Origin of the sequence: Nocardia yunnanensis (assembly GCF_003626895.1) — a bacterium.
Lineage (GTDB): Bacteria > Actinomycetota > Actinomycetes > Mycobacteriales > Mycobacteriaceae > Nocardia > Nocardia yunnanensis.
Window position 1 is genome coordinate 7,022,128 of the sequence record NZ_CP032568.1, and the last position, 14,007, is coordinate 7,036,134.

The window sequence follows — 14,007 nt, forward strand, 5'->3', positions numbered from 1 at the left end:
CGTCGCAGTTCCGTGCCATGCGTGACGCTGCGCACAATCCGCGATCCGCACTGTGAACGGAGACGTATATGACGATTCGAGCCGCTCTCGGCCGCCCACCGACGTCGCGCGGCGGCGGTCCATGCCACGATCGTGGCATGGCGTTGATGCGAACCGGCCGGGTCGTGCTTGTGATGACGACGTTGGCGATGACCGCGGCTGCGTGCACCAGCGTGGTGGACGGCAAGCCCACCTCGAGCGCACCGGTGGGAATGGACTCTTTCTACAACCAGACCCCGACGTGGGGTGATTGCACCGATTACGTGCAGGGGGACGATCAGTTGCCCAAGGGCACCGAGTGCACCCGCGTCACCGTGCCGGTGGATTACGCGAATCCCAACGGCGCGACGGCCAAGATCGCCATCTCGCGAGTCCGGGCCACCGGCAACAAGATCGGCTCGCTGCTGTTCAACCCGGGCGGTCCGGGCGTCACCGGGTTGAACATGGTCAGCCTCGGTGACAACACCCCGCTCGCGGAGCGCTTCGACCGCATCGGTTTCGATCCGCGCGGCGTCGCCGCGTCGCAGCCGGCCATCAACTGCATGACCGCCGCCGAGGACGACGCCCAGCGCGCCGAACCCAACAAGGACAACTCGCCCGCCGGGATCGCGGCCACCGAGGCCGAGAACAAGGACTTCGCCAACAAGTGCGTCCAGCGCACCGGCAAGGATTTCCTCGCGCACGTCGGCACCCGGGAAGTGGTGCAGGACATCGACGTCATCCGCGCGGCGCTGGGCGATCAGAAGCTGACCTATCTGGGCTACTCCTACGGCACCCGCCTCGGCTACTCCTATGCCGAGAAGTTCCCCGATCACGTGCGCGCCCTGGTGCTCGACGGTGCGCTGGACCCGCAGCAGGATCCGATCAAGGAATCCCTCGCGCAGGCCGCCAGCTTCCAGCAGGCCTTCGACAACTATGCCGCCAACTGCGCGGACAAGGAGAAGACCAACTGCCCGCTCGGTGACGATCCGGCGCAGGCCACCAAGAAGTTCCGCGCCCTGGTGGACCCGCTGTGGGACAAGCCCGTTCCCACCTCCGACCCGCGCGGCCTGCACTACGGCGACGCCATCACCGGCGTCCAGCAGACCCTCTACTCGACCCGGCTGTGGCCCGCGCTGACCAAGGGTCTGCGCGAGCTGTCGCAGGGCAGCGGCGACACCCTGCTCGCGCTGGCCGACATGTACGACGGCCGCCACGACGACGGCAGCTACGACAACAGCTCCGACGCCTTCAACGCCATTCGCTGCGTGGACGATCCGGCCATCACCGACCGGGCCGTGGCCGCCAAGCAGGACGCCGACTACCGCCGCGTCGCGCCCTTCCTCGACGACGGCCACGGCAGCAATGCCGCGCCGCTGGAGCTGTGCGCCATCTGGCCGGTCCCCAACACCAGCCAGCCGCACAAGCTCTCGATCCAGAACCTGCCCAGGACGGTCGTGATCTCCACGACCAAGGACCCCGCCACCCCCTACCAGGCCGGCGTCAATCTGGCTCAGCAGCTGGGCGGGTCGCTGATCACCTACAACGGCACGCAACACACCGTGTCGCTGTCGGGCATCAAGTGTGTCGACGATCCGGTGATTTCGTATCTCGTCGATCTGAAAGAGCCTGCCCAGGGCCTCACTTGCTGAACCGCCGAGATGGTGAGCCGTCCGGCGCTCCGGGTGTCCTCGCGAGTTGGTCCATCCATGTAACACGGATTTAACTCCCGGCCCCTACAGTCGCGGACATGGACCGTCAGAAGGAATTCGTCCTCCGCACGCTCGAAGAGCGCGATATCCGATTCGTGCGGCTGTGGTTCACCGATGTGCTGGGCTATCTCAAGTCCGTGGCGATCGCGCCCGCCGAGTTGGAGGGCGCTTTCGAGGAGGGCATCGGGTTCGACGGTTCGGCCATCGAGGGGTTTGCCCGGGTCTCCGAGGCGGACATGGTGGCCAAGCCGGACCCGTCCACCTTCCAGGTGCTGCCGTGGTCCACCTCGAAGGGGCATCAGCACTCCGCGCGCATGTTCTGCGATATCGCCATGCCGGACGGTTCGCCGTCCTGGGCGGATCCCCGCCATGTGCTGCGGCGGCAGCTCAACAAAGCCGCCGACCTGGGCTTCAGCTGCTATGTGCACCCGGAGATCGAGTTCTTCCTGTTGAAGCCGGGTCCGCACGACGGCTCCCAGCCGATTCCGGCCGACAACGGCGGCTTCTTCGACCAGGCCGTGCACGACGAGGCCCCGAACTTCCGCCGCCACGCCATCGACTCGCTCGAATCCATGGGCATCTCCGTGGAATTCAGCCACCACGAGGGCGCGCCCGGCCAGCAGGAGATCGACCTGCGCTACGCGGACGCGCTGTCCATGGCCGACAACGTCATGACCTTCCGGTACCTGATCAAGGAAGTCGCCATCGACGAGGGCGTGCGGGCGTCGTTCATGCCCAAGCCGTTCGCCGATCACCCCGGTTCGGCCATGCACACCCACATGTCGCTGTTCGAGGGCGAGCAGAACGCCTTCGCCGACCTCGACGATCCGGACAATCTGTCGGAGACCGCGCGCGCGTTCATCGCCGGCATCCTCGAGCACGCCCACGAGATCTCCGCGATCACCAATCAGTGGGTCAACTCCTACAAGCGCCTGGTGCACGGCGGCGAGGCCCCCACGGCCGCGTCCTGGGGCCGCTCGAATCGCTCCGCGCTGGTGCGGGTTCCGATGTACACCCCGAACAAGGCCGCCTCGCGCCGCGTCGAGATCCGCAGCCCCGACAGCGCCTGCAACCCGTACCTGACCTTCGCGGTGCTGCTGGCCGCCGGTCTGCGCGGCATCGAGAAGGGCTACACGCTGCCGCCGGAGGCGGAGGACGACGTGTGGTCGCTGACCTCGGCCGAGCGGCGCGCCATGGGTTTCCGCGAGCTGCCCGCGTCGCTGGACGAGGCGTTGCGCGCCATGGAGAAGTCCGAACTGGTCGCCGAGACCCTCGGCGAGCACGTCTTCGACTTCTTCCTGCGCAACAAGCGCCGCGAGTGGGCGGGGTACCGCAACCAGATCACCCCGTACGAGCTCAAGGAATACCTGGGTCTCTGAGGCAGGGCGTCCTGCCCACCGCGAACGATGTCGGGCCGCGATCACTCAGGTGATGGCGGCCCGAAGCATTTCGGCCAGTTCAGGACTCGGCGGAGTGGGGCTGCGGCGCGCCGCCGAGAGATCAGGCACCCGGAGGAATGGCTCGCGCGTCGAGGAGGCGTCCGCGGCGGGGAACGGCGGGCTTCGGGTGGGAGTCGAGGCGGCGGCGAGGGAGCAACGATGTCGCGTTTGGGTGGGTTGGGCGGCATGTCGGGTGCGGGTGACATGTAATTTGGGGGCATGGTTCGGCCACCGACTGCGCGTTCCGCTGTGCCCGGTGTCGGGCGGCTCGGTTTGCTCGAGCCCTCGGCCGCCGACTCTCTGCGAGAGTTGGCCTGGGACAACGTGGACAGCGTGCCACTGCTGTGGGCGCTGTCGCGTTCCCCCGACGCCGATCTGGCGCTGCAGACCCTCATCCGGTTGCGCGAGCAACTCGGGAACGACTGGGCCGCAGTGGATTACGAGCTGCGGCGGGATACCGCGCTGCGCGGGCGGCTGTTCGCGCTGATCGGGTCGTCGAGCGCGTTCGCCGATCACCTGGTCGCAGATCCGGCGGCCTGGCAGCTGCTCAAGCGGCCCAAGCTGCCGGCGCGCGAGGAACTGCTCGCCGATCTGCTCGCGGCGGTCAAGGCCGATCCGGAGACCGGGCCGCACGCCGGGCCCATGCTGTTCCGCGCCCAGGTGGCGGGGCCGGAGGCGATCGCCTTGCTGCGCAAGCGGTATCGCGATCAGCTCATGCTGCTGGCCGCCATCGATCTGGCCGCCACCGTCGAGAACGAACCCGTGCTGCCGTATCAGAAGGTGGGGCAGCATCTCACCGATCTGGCCGACGCGGCGTTGACCGCCGCCCTGTCGGTCGCGGTGGCGCGGGTGTGCCCCGATCGCGAGGTGCCGGTCCGGCTGGCCGTCATCGCGATGGGCAAATGCGGTGCGCGCGAACTCAATTACGTCTCGGACGTGGACGTCATCTTCGTCGCCGAACCCGCCGACACCACCGCCACCCGGCTGGCCGCCGAGATGATGAGCGTCGGCAGTGCCGCCTTCTTCGAGATCGACGCGGCGCTGCGGCCCGAGGGCAAGGCCGGGGCGCTGGTGCGCACCCTCGACTCGCACCTCGTCTACTACAAGCGGTGGGCGCGGACCTGGGAGTTCCAGGCGCTGCTCAAGATGCGGCCCGCCACCGGCGATCTGGAGCTCGGCGGCGACTACCGCGACGCGCTCATGCCCATGGTGTGGGCGGCCTCCGAACGGCCCGACTTCGTCGCCGACGTGCAGGCCATGCGGCGGCGCGTGGAAGATCTGGTGCCCGCGGATCTGCGCGAACGCGAACTCAAACTGGGGCACGGCAGCCTGCGCGACGTCGAATTCGCGGTGCAGCTGCTGCAATTGGTGCACGGCAAGGCCGACGACTCGCTGCACGTGCAGGGCACGGTGGAGGCGTTGGGCGCGCTCGCCGACGGCGGGTACGTGGGCCGCGACGACGCCGCCAACCTGACCGCCTCCTACGAATTCCTGCGCCTGCTCGAACACCGTTTGCAGCTGCAGAAACTCAAGCGCACCCACACCCTGCCCGCACCCGACGACGAGGAGGGGATGCGCTGGCTGGCGCGCGCCGCGCACATGCGGCCCGACGGGCGGCAGGACGCGGTCGGGGTGCTGACCAGCGAGATCAAACGTAATGCGGTGCGGGTGCGGCGGCTGCACGCCAAACTGTTCTACCGGCCGCTGCTGGAATCGGTGGCGCGCATCGACGCCGACAACCTGCGGTTGAGTCCCGCCGCCGCCGTGCGGCAGCTGGCGGCGCTGGGGTACGTGGCGCCGGAGAACGCGCTCGGGCATCTGAAGGCGCTGACCAAGGAGGTCGGACGCAAGGGGCGGATTCAGGCGCTGCTGCTGCCGACGCTGCTCGAATGGCTCGGCGAGACACCGAATCCCGACGCCGGGCTGCTGGCCTACCGGCGGGTGTCGGAGGGGTTGGACAACGAGATCTGGTTCCTGCGGGAGCTGCGCGACGAAGGGGCCATCGCGCAGCGGCTGATGATCGTGCTCGGATCCTCGGCGTATCTGCCGGATCTGCTGATCAACGCGCCCGAGACCATCCGCATGTACGCCGACGGGCCCGACGGGCCGCTGCTGCTGGCCACCCAGCCCTCGGATGTGGCGCGCGGAATCCTTTCCGGCGCAGGGCGTTACGACGATCCGAAGCGGGCCGTCATGACCGCGCGGTCGCTGCGCCGCCACGAGCTGGCGCGCGTCGCCTCCGCGGACGTGCTGGGCATGCTGGATGTGCCGCAGGTGTGCGAGGCGCTGTCGTCGGTGTGGATCGCCACGCTGGAAGCGGCGCTGCAGGCCGTGATTCGCGCCAGTGAGGCCGAACTCGGCAGGCCCGCGCCGGCCGACTTCGCCGTCATCGGCATGGGGCGGCTCGGTGGCATGGAACTCGGCTACGGGTCGGACGCCGACGTGCTGTTCGTGTGCGATCCGCGGCCTGGTGAGGACGAGACCGTCGCGGTGAAATGGGCCATCGGCGTGGCCGAACAGGTGCAGCGGCTGCTGGGCGCGCCGAGCACCGACCCGCCGTTGCAGGTCGACGCCGGGCTGCGGCCGGAGGGTCGCAACGGCGCGCTGGTGCGCACCCTCGCCGCCTACGCCGCCTACTACGAGCAGTGGGCGCAGCCCTGGGAGGTGCAGGCGCTGCTGCGCGCGCATCAGGTGGCGGGCGACCGCAAACTGGGAATCCGCTTCCTGCGCACCGTGGATCCCATCCGCTACCCCGAGGGCGGCATGTCCGCCGACGGGGTCCGCGAGATCCGCCGCATCAAGGCGCGCGTCGACTCCGAACGCCTGCCGCGCGGCGCGAACCCCGCTACCCACACCAAACTGGGCCGCGGCGGCCTCGCCGATATCGAATGGACCGTCCAGCTCCTGCAACTGCTGCACGCCCACGAGGTCCCCGAACTCCACAACACCTCCACCCTGAAATCCCTCGACGCCATCGAACGCGCCGAACTGATCGACGCCGAGGACGCCGCCCTGCTCCGCGACGCCTGGCTCACCGCCACCAAGGCCCGCAACGCCCTGGTCCTCGTCCGCGGCAAACCCGCCGACCAACTCCCCGGCCCCGGCACCCTCCTCTCCGCCATCGCCCGCGTAGCCGGCTGGCCCACCGACGACGGCAGCGAATTCCTGGACCACTACATGCGCGTCACCCGCCGCGCCAAAACCGTCGTAGAAAGAATCTTCGGCGGCGAATAACGTTCCCGCCCCGTCCACAGCGCACGCCTCGTCCCCGGCCCGCCCACGGCGCACGCCTCGTCCCCGGCCCGTCCACGGCGCACGCCTCGTCCCCGGCCCGTCCACGGCGCACGCCTCGTCCCCGGCCCGTCCACGGCGCACGCCTCGTCATTCCGGCGTGCTGTTGGCCGGAATCCACAGTCACAGTGAGATTCCGGCCAAGAAGCGCGCCGGAATGACGGTGTGGCCTCAGGCGCGGCAGAGGCAACGGAGTCCTGCGCCGCCACCGGGGGTCAGTGATCCGTGGGCCAGTCTTCCTGACTCTCGGCGATGGCGAGATCGTAACGAGCCGAGGGGAATTCGGCCCCTAGCGTGGCGGGAACGTGGGGGAGCGGGTGGCCGAGCAGCTCTTCTTGGCGGTTGCGGATGAGCCAGTCGGGGGAGCGGTGGTCGATGTCGGGGGAGCGGTCCGCCCGACCGGGGGCGAACATACCGGGAGGGGCGGCCTGGGCGGGAGTGTTCGAGAGGGCGGTGGTGAGATCCCTTGGTTGGGTAGGAATTCCAGCGTTGATTGGCCCTGGAAAGCTGCGGCCAGGGTCGGGCGCGGCCAGTTCCGCAGGTGGCCATCCCGGCGTGATCGGTTTTCCGGTGGCGGTTGGTGTGCGGCCGGTCGGGACGACAGGACTGTCGCCCGGGTAGCCGGCGGCGGGTGTGGTTGCCGGGGCGGCGGTTGTGGTTGGCGGAGCGGCGAAGGATGCGGCGCGCGAGTTCGCGTCGATGTCTCTAGGGTTGGCCTCGGTGCTTGTGAAGCCGGGTGCGGTCGCGCCACCAACCGAAGCCTGCTGAGCGCTCGATGTATTGATGGGCGTCGACCGGGTCGGCTGCGAAGTTCTGGGATCTCCGCTTCTGGGATCTCCGCCCAGTGGACGGGAGCTGCCCTGCCACGAGCGTGTGTTTTGATGTTGGCCATCACCCTTCGACGCCGTCGGTGTGGGAGCTTCCGGATCGGAATCGCCTGGGCCGCCGCCGTTCTCGGCCCGCAGTCCGCCGCCAACCGCGCTGCTACCCGCAGTCATCACCGGGAAGAACGCGGGGACGCCCGCCCCGGCAGCTGGGTAGATGGGCGTGTAGTTGGCATCCAGAGCGGCAAGGGCGAGCTGGTACTGCTCATGGCGGCTCTCCGCAGAGCCGCCGAGGAGGGGTGGTGGAACGGTTCTACGAACGGCTTCCGCCCCGTAAGCGGCAGCGAGGATCCGATGACCCGTGCTGTGCGCGATATCCGCAATATCCGTGGCGTCTTGGACGAAGCGACGGACCGCAGCCTCAGCGGCATCAGCGATCCGGCCGGACATGCCGTCGCACAGCGCATTCTGCGTACCGGCGTACAGGGTGGTGATGGCGCCGAACAAATCGGCACCAGTATTCACCCACACGTCGGCGCACCGATGCATCTCGCCAGGATTCATCGCTCGAACGGCCCGGTGGATCCGTTCATGGGAGAGCTCGCGAAAATCCTCGAGCCGACTGATGTAATCAGGATCGGTAAGGCGCGCGGACATGCGCGTCTGCTCATGTTCCGCACCCGCCTGATTCAGACGAGCCGCCCGCCGCAGTTCTTCCGCCTCCATCAACACCCTCCCTCAACCAACCTCTGACCAATTGGACGCGCCCACCGACCCCGGGGTTCCCTAGGCGAAGTACCAGTGGCGTCCCTGGGTCCAGCCGAGGAACCGGTGTCCGTTGCCGGATGGAGTCATGCCGCGTGGGGTGAAGTGGCCGCCGGAAACGACGTGGGACAGACCGTTTATCGCTGGAGTCAGGGGAGTGGTGTGGTGTGTTGAGAGGCGGTGGAGTTGGTCGTGTTGCGTGGCGGTGTTGCAGTAGCTGAGGAGGAAAATGGCCTGGCGCCAGGCGTAGGCGGCGTTCTTGAGTTGGAGGAGCTGGGTATGTCGGTTGCCGGGCTGGCTCAGGCGGTGGAGGATCCAGTCGAAGGTGTGGTGGGCTAGTTGTGGTGCGGTTTCTTGTAATTCGGGTTCGAGGTTGAGGGCGTCGACCAGGACGGCCAGGTTGTGGGTGGTGAGGATTTGGCTCTGTTCCAGCAGGGCGCCATTTCGGGCGACGTAGTTGTTGCCGGTGCCGGCTTCGGTGGCACGCTGTGCGCACAGTTCGGCGAAATGGGGCGAGGTGGGCTTGCCCCATCGGATCTCGTTGCGTGCGTGTGCTTCCCAGTCCGCGACGGTGGGTAGGTCGTAATACCGTTGGTACAGCGTGCCTTCCAGGGTGCGGCTCGCTACCAGGGCAGCCGTTCGCCACTTCTCGGTGAAGGTTCCCATGAAGATGTCGGCTGCCACCTCCTCGACGAGGGGTAGCCGCAATCCGGCTTGCCCTGCGAGCGTGTGGAATTCGCGCACCAGGGGGTTGGGCAGCATGGTTTCCGGAAAGGATTCGATGGCCAGCAGCGCCATTTGCCGCAGCAGCCGCCGCGCTGCCGGATTCCCGGCGTGCTCGGCTTGCCTGCCGTCGCCCTTGCCGGCGCGCTTCTTACCGCCACGCTGCTTGCCGCCCGTTTTCTTGCCCGGCCCCGTTGCGGGCGGCTCGGCGCGCAGGGCCTCCAACGCGGTGACCCACGGCAATTCGTCGAATCGCACCTGATGCTGCAAATCCAGCAGCAGCAGACTGCGCCGCCGCCGGAACGCCGTGTACACCTGCTCGTACAACCCCGCCGCGACCGGATCGGCGAATTCGGCGGCCAGCAGCCGCGAGGTCAACTGCGGCAACACCGCGGCCAGCACCTCGCCGGAGCCGATGATGCCCCGCCGGATCAGCTCGTCCGGCGGCGCTTCCAGAGCGCGAATCGCCTTGTCCCGCAGATGCTGCGGGATGTCGGTACCGTCGGCGACCGTCGCCTTGTCCTCCGGTCCGACAGGTGCGGTCACCGGGTCGAGAGAGGGCAGCCCGCCATCGGCGGGGAGTCGGTCCAGCCGCGCCGCCAGCACCTCCGCCAGATCCCGGTACAACGGCGAGGCTATGGCCCGCGCCTGGGCGGCGCGCTCGGATTCGCGTGCGCCGCCGCCGGGTTCCCCGTGCCGGGTCAGCGTATTGGCCAAGGCGAGACGCACCCGTTTCGCCTGCTGGGGCGTCAGCAACCGGGCACCCATCCGGGAATGCTTGTCCGGAACACTCAGCAGAGCCTCGTGCAATCGGGCGAAGTTGCTGCGCGGGTGGGCGTGCCGGCCTCGGAATTCTCGTGCGCCGCGTGCCTTTTCGAATTCCTGCAACCAGCGGGCGCGTTCGCTCAGCCACCCCGGCGGCCGCACCGCTCCCGGCTGACCGCCGAGCACCGCGCCCTCGGCGTCGATGCGCGGCAGATCGCCGTCGACGGTCATGCACCACAGCGCGACCAGGCGATCGTAGAGCGGCGTCCACACCTCGACGGTGTCGTGCATCAACCGCAACTGCTCGGGCGTCCGGACGGCGCGCAGTGCGTCGCCGGCCTCGCCGACGGTCGCCACCCGCACCGCGGCACCGGACGGCCGGGCGGCGGCGTCGAAGTCGGGCGTGAAACGCAGCCGGGCGAAATGCGGTCGCAGCCGCGCCACCAAATCCAGTGCCTGCTCGGCAAAACCCTTGTCCAGCAACAGCGCCACCACCGCCAGCGCCGCATGTTCGGGGACCCGAACGCGGTAGTGGCCGCTGCGCAGCACGGCGAGGAGTTCGGCCTGACCGGCGTCGCCGAGGTACCAGAGGTTGAGTCGCTCGCGGGCGCTCTCGCCCGGAACCTCGGGGGGCACCGCGGCCAGCCGCTCCTCCTCGTCCCGGGTCAGCGGCGCTTCGGCCAGTCCCCGCCCGGTGGCGAAGCCGCCGTGCGTCACCTCGAGGGTCACCCACGCCGGCAGCCCCGCGACCGGCGTCCGGCTGCCCGCCACGACGCGTCCGTCGCGCAGTCCCGCGAGCACCTCGCGCCATTGCCGCGCCCGCTGCCGCGCGCGCTCCCGATCGCCCGCCGAACCCGCCCGCTCGATCGCGGTGAGAGCGCGAAACAACCGCGTCGTCGCATACCGCTGGGGACCGTCGGGAAAAGCGGGATCGGACAAGGGCACTCCTGATCGGTGAAACACGAGACCTGGCCGCGAGATTCGAACTCGCGCCCGCCCGGTTCGAAGCCGGGTGCTCTGCCGCTGAGCTAGGCCAGGATCGGCATGGAGGCAGGATTCGAACCTGCGCCCTCCCGGTGAAGAGCCGGGTGATCTACCGCTGATCTACTCCATGTGGCGAGCGGATCGTAACCATCGAACGGGCCGATCCGCATCGGGTTTTCGGTTCAGGGCTTGCGGGCCTGGAGGGTGTAGGTCAGCGGGAGGCGTTCCCGGTGTTCGAGCAGTCGCCACTCGTGGTCGTCGCCGCGGACCATCCGGCCGGGCAGGGCCTCCCAGGGGACGCTGTCGTGCTCGACCAGTTGGGTGAGGGTCAGGTCGGCTTGTAGTACTGCTTCCACGATCTCGCCGAGGCCGTGATTCCATTCCCGGGTGGTGGCGTTCTCGAGCACGGAATCGGTGTCCACGTAGGTGGTCGCGTCGGTGAACTCCGTCGGGTCCGGCGTCTCGAAGTAGGGATAGCCGAGGGTGAGGGCGTCGTGGCGGTTCTCGTCGACGGCCCACAGGACGGGATGGCCCTCGCGGAGGAACAGGCGTCCGCCGGGCCGCAGCAGCCCGGCCACCGTCTCGGCCCAGCGTTTGATGTCCGGAAGCCAGCACAGCGCACCGATTCCCGTGTAGACGAGATCGAATCGTGCCGCCCCGAGCGCGGATACGGCGTCGTAGACGTCGGCCTCGACGAAATCGATGGGCGTGGAGGAGGTTTCGGCGAGCCGGCGCGCCTCCTGCAGCGACGCGGGCGAGAAGTCCAGGCCGGTCATGGTCGCGCCCAGCCGGGCCAGCGACAGCGTGTCGGTGCCGATGTGGCATTGCAGGTGGACGCCGCGCAGCCCGCGAATATCGCCCAGCCGGGGCACGTCGAAACGCACCACGTCGCTGAGGAAGGACGGGTCGATGCGGAAGCTGTCCACCGCGTAGTCGCCGGAACCGGCGTGCACGGGCGCCCGCTCGTCCCAGTTCGCGCGGTTGAGGCGGCGATAGTCGCTCATGATCATCGACTGTGCCACGAAACCGGCGACGCGCTCAGCTGATTTCTTGGCTGCGTGTCGCGGGCGGCACGCCGTGACCGGGGTTCCGCCGCGGATTCCCGTGGCGAGACCCGGGACTCGACGCGCGGTTCCGGGTGATACTCGGTGCAGGTCCCGAGCGGTTCGCGGGAGGCGAGATGAGGAAGTCGCGGCTGCGGCTGGCCGCTGTGCTGATGACGGCGGCAGTGGCGCTGACCGGCTGTACGGGCTGGGAAGTGCAATCCGCGGAGCGGGTTTCGGCGCCGGCCACCACCAATCCCTGGGAGCTGACCGGGCAGAGCTCCACCACCGGCCCCAGCGGACCGCGTCCCGGCGTACCCGATTCCGATCCGAAAGCCGAGAACGGAGACGGCGGGCCCGTCGACACGCTGGCGCAGAATGCCGTCGCCGATATCGCCGACTACTGGAAAGCGCAGTACGCCAAGACCTTTCCCGGCGTCTTCACCCCGGTCACCCGATTCGTCTCCTGGGACTCCACCGCCGCACGCGACCGGGCGATCGAATTCTGCCGCGGCAGCACCTATCAGGAGGTGAACGCCGCCTCCTGCAGCCTCGACGCCACCATCGGCTGGGATCGCGGCACCCTGCTGCCGGAGCTGATCACCAAATTCGGCCCGATGGCGGTGGTGATGGTGCTGGCCCACGAGTACGGGCATGCGGTGCAGGCGCAGGCCAAGCTGAACGGAGTGTTCACCACCAGCGTGGTGCGCGAACAACAGGCCGACTGCTTTGCCGGGGTGTTCCTGCGCTCGGTGGCCGAGGGCACCGCGCGGCACTTCACCCTCAACACCACCGACGGGCTCAATGGCGTCCTGGCCGCGGTCATCTCCTTCCGCGACCGCGAACCCGGCGCGTCCCAGGACGAGCACGGGACCGCGTTCGAACGCGTCACGGCCGTGCAGATCGGCTACACCGACGGCGCGACCGGGTGCAAGGCCATCACCCGCGCGGAATTGCAGAAGCGCCGCGGCACCCTTCCCACCAGCTTCCAACCCGGCGACAAGGAACGGCAATTGCCCGTCGACCGTTCCGATCTCGCACTGGTGGCGCAGTCGCTGGCGCAGAACTATCCATTCCAACCCGAACCGTCCTACGACTACGGCGGTGTCACCCGCGACTGCCCGAATGTGGCCGTCACCCAACCGGTTTCGTACTGCCCGAGCAGCAATGTGATCGGCGCCGACGTGCCCGCCCTCGCCGAACGCGCCGTCGCCGGCGCGCAGGGCGGCCTGCTGTCGGCCATGGTCGGGGGCGACTACAACGCCTTCGTCGTGTTCGTCTCCCGCTACATGCTTGCGCTGCAACAGAATCGGAAGCTGAGCGTCACCGGCGCGGACACCGCGGGGCTGCGCGCCGCCTGCCTGTCCGGCGCGTACAGCACCGCGCTGAGCCGGCCCGGCAGCACCCTGCAACTCACCGCCACCGACCTCGACGCCGCCGTCTCCGGTCTGCTCTCCGACGGCCTCGCCGCCGCCGACGTGGACGGCACAGTGGTACCCAGCGGCTTCGTCCGCCTGGAAGCCTTCCGCACCGGCGTCCTCGACGGCGACGCCGCCTGCCTGACGACCTACAAGTAGCCGCCCTCGCCGGGTCAGGCGCCGGGCAGGTGCGCTTCCAGCCAGTGCGTCAGGTCGCCGAGCACCTTGTCCTGTTCGGGTTCGTTGTAGATCTCGTGGTAGAGCCCGTCGTAGCGGATGACGGTCTTGTCCTTGGACGCGGCGTGCTCCTCGAGGAAATCGGTGCCGCTGGGGGCGGCCAGGCCGTCGGCGCTGCCGTGCTGAACCAGCAGCGGCGCGGTGAACCGGTCGGGATGGGCCTTGACGAATTCGGCGGCGCGCAGCATCTCGCCGGCGGTGCGGGCGGGGACGCCGCCGTGATGCACCAGCGGATCCTCGTCGTAGGCGCGCACCACCTCGGCGTCGCGGCTGACCAGCTTCGAATCCAGTTTCACCACAGGCAGATTCGGCAGATACCGCGACACCAGCGGCGCGATCAGCCGCTGCACCGCATTGCCGGCCTCGATATCGATGGCGGGCCCCGACAGCACGATGCCGGTCACCTCCGGCTGATCGCGCACGGCCAGATACGCCGTGGTGAGCCCGCCCATGCTGTGGCCGATGAGGAAGCTCGGCAGCCCGGGATGGCGTCCGGTCGCGGTCGTGAGCATGGCGGCGACATTGTCGGCGGCGGTGTCGAGGAAACCGATATTGGCCCGCGCGCCCTCGGACTTGCCGTGCCCGGTGTGGTCGAGTGCGTAGACCGCGATACCCGACCCGGTCAGCCGCTCGGCCACGTGCGCGTAGCGCCCGGAGTGCTCGGCGTACCCGTGCACGAGCACGGCCACCGCGCGCGGCTCGCCGTCGGGCAGCCACGACTGCCAGTACACGCGGCCGCCCGCGCCCTGGAACTCACCGGTCTCGCTGCGGGTCATCGGTCCTCCGTT

At 69.0% G+C, this 14,007-nt stretch carries 8 protein-coding genes and 2 tRNA genes; 4 read left to right on the plus strand and 6 right to left on the minus strand.

What is annotated here, in order from left to right:
- Positions 1 to 137 precede the first annotated feature (137 nt).
- The 3 genes from D7D52_RS32875 to D7D52_RS32885 all read left to right on the plus strand — a co-directional run bounded on the left by D7D52_RS32875 (position 138) and on the right by D7D52_RS32885 (position 6,403).
- Positions 138 to 1,670, plus strand: coding sequence for an alpha/beta hydrolase (locus tag D7D52_RS32875; RefSeq protein ID WP_120742659.1), 1,533 nt, complete (start codon positions 138 to 140; stop codon positions 1,668 to 1,670).
- A 98-nt stretch (positions 1,671 to 1,768) separates the two neighbouring features.
- Positions 1,769 to 3,109: a type I glutamate--ammonia ligase gene (glnA, locus tag D7D52_RS32880; RefSeq protein WP_120742661.1), complete on the plus strand. Its 1,341-nt coding sequence runs from the start codon at positions 1,769 to 1,771 to the stop codon at positions 3,107 to 3,109.
- A gap of 279 nt (positions 3,110 to 3,388) precedes the next feature.
- Positions 3,389 to 6,403, plus strand: coding sequence for a bifunctional [glutamine synthetase] adenylyltransferase/[glutamine synthetase]-adenylyl-L-tyrosine phosphorylase (locus D7D52_RS32885; protein ID WP_120742663.1), 3,015 nt, complete (start codon positions 3,389 to 3,391; stop codon positions 6,401 to 6,403).
- Between the two features lie 272 nt (positions 6,404 to 6,675).
- Here the strand turns inward: D7D52_RS32885 and D7D52_RS38230 are convergent, their stop codons facing one another.
- The 5 genes from D7D52_RS38230 to D7D52_RS32915 all read right to left on the minus strand — a co-directional run bounded on the left by D7D52_RS38230 (position 6,676) and on the right by D7D52_RS32915 (position 11,525).
- On the minus strand, positions 6,676 to 8,010 hold the full coding sequence (locus tag D7D52_RS38230; RefSeq protein ID WP_162958710.1) for a hypothetical protein: 1,335 nt from the start codon (positions 8,008 to 8,010) through the stop codon (positions 6,676 to 6,678).
- Positions 8,011 to 8,070: 60 nt separating this feature from the next.
- On the minus strand, positions 8,071 to 10,476 hold the full coding sequence (locus D7D52_RS32900) for a hypothetical protein (RefSeq protein ID WP_120742669.1): 2,406 nt from the start codon (positions 10,474 to 10,476) through the stop codon (positions 8,071 to 8,073).
- Positions 10,477 to 10,503: 27 nt separating this feature from the next.
- Positions 10,504 to 10,575: transfer RNA gene (locus D7D52_RS32905), tRNA-Arg, on the minus strand.
- Between the two features lie 4 nt (positions 10,576 to 10,579).
- A tRNA-Lys gene (locus D7D52_RS32910) sits at positions 10,580 to 10,651 on the minus strand.
- Positions 10,652 to 10,703: 52 nt separating this feature from the next.
- Entirely contained in the window at positions 10,704 to 11,525 is an 822-nt protein-coding gene (locus D7D52_RS32915) for a class I SAM-dependent methyltransferase (protein ID WP_120744651.1), read from the minus strand.
- 176 nt (positions 11,526 to 11,701) lie between these two features.
- Here D7D52_RS32915 and D7D52_RS32920 point away from each other — a divergent pair, with 176 nt between their 5' ends.
- Positions 11,702 to 13,141 carry a neutral zinc metallopeptidase gene (locus tag D7D52_RS32920; protein ID WP_120742671.1) on the plus strand — a complete coding sequence of 480 codons (1,440 nt, stop codon included), beginning with the start codon at positions 11,702 to 11,704 and terminating at the stop codon, positions 13,139 to 13,141.
- A 14-nt stretch (positions 13,142 to 13,155) separates the two neighbouring features.
- Here D7D52_RS32920 and D7D52_RS32925 read toward each other — a convergent pair whose 3' ends face one another.
- On the minus strand, positions 13,156 to 13,995 hold the full coding sequence (locus D7D52_RS32925) for an alpha/beta hydrolase (protein ID WP_120742673.1): 840 nt from the start codon (positions 13,993 to 13,995) through the stop codon (positions 13,156 to 13,158).
- Positions 13,996 to 14,007 lie beyond the last annotated feature (12 nt).

Bases quoted from the DNA above. Each gene is read 5' to 3' on its own strand.
- D7D52_RS32875 (WP_120742659.1), top strand. From the start codon at position 138: ATGGCGTTGATGCGAACCGGCCGGGTCGTGCTTGTGATGACGACGTTG.
- glnA (WP_120742661.1), top strand. From the start codon at position 1,769: ATGGACCGTCAGAAGGAATTCGTCCTCCGCACGCTCGAAGAGCGCGAT.
- D7D52_RS32885 (WP_120742663.1), top strand. From the start codon at position 3,389: ATGGTTCGGCCACCGACTGCGCGTTCCGCTGTGCCCGGTGTCGGGCGG.
- D7D52_RS38230 (WP_162958710.1), bottom strand. From the start codon at position 8,010: ATGGAGGCGGAAGAACTGCGGCGGGCGGCTCGTCTGAATCAGGCGGGT.
- D7D52_RS32915 (WP_120744651.1), bottom strand. From the start codon at position 11,525: ATGAGCGACTATCGCCGCCTCAACCGCGCGAACTGGGACGAGCGGGCG.
- D7D52_RS32920 (WP_120742671.1), top strand. From the start codon at position 11,702: ATGAGGAAGTCGCGGCTGCGGCTGGCCGCTGTGCTGATGACGGCGGCA.
- D7D52_RS32925 (WP_120742673.1), bottom strand. From the start codon at position 13,995: ATGACCCGCAGCGAGACCGGTGAGTTCCAGGGCGCGGGCGGCCGCGTG.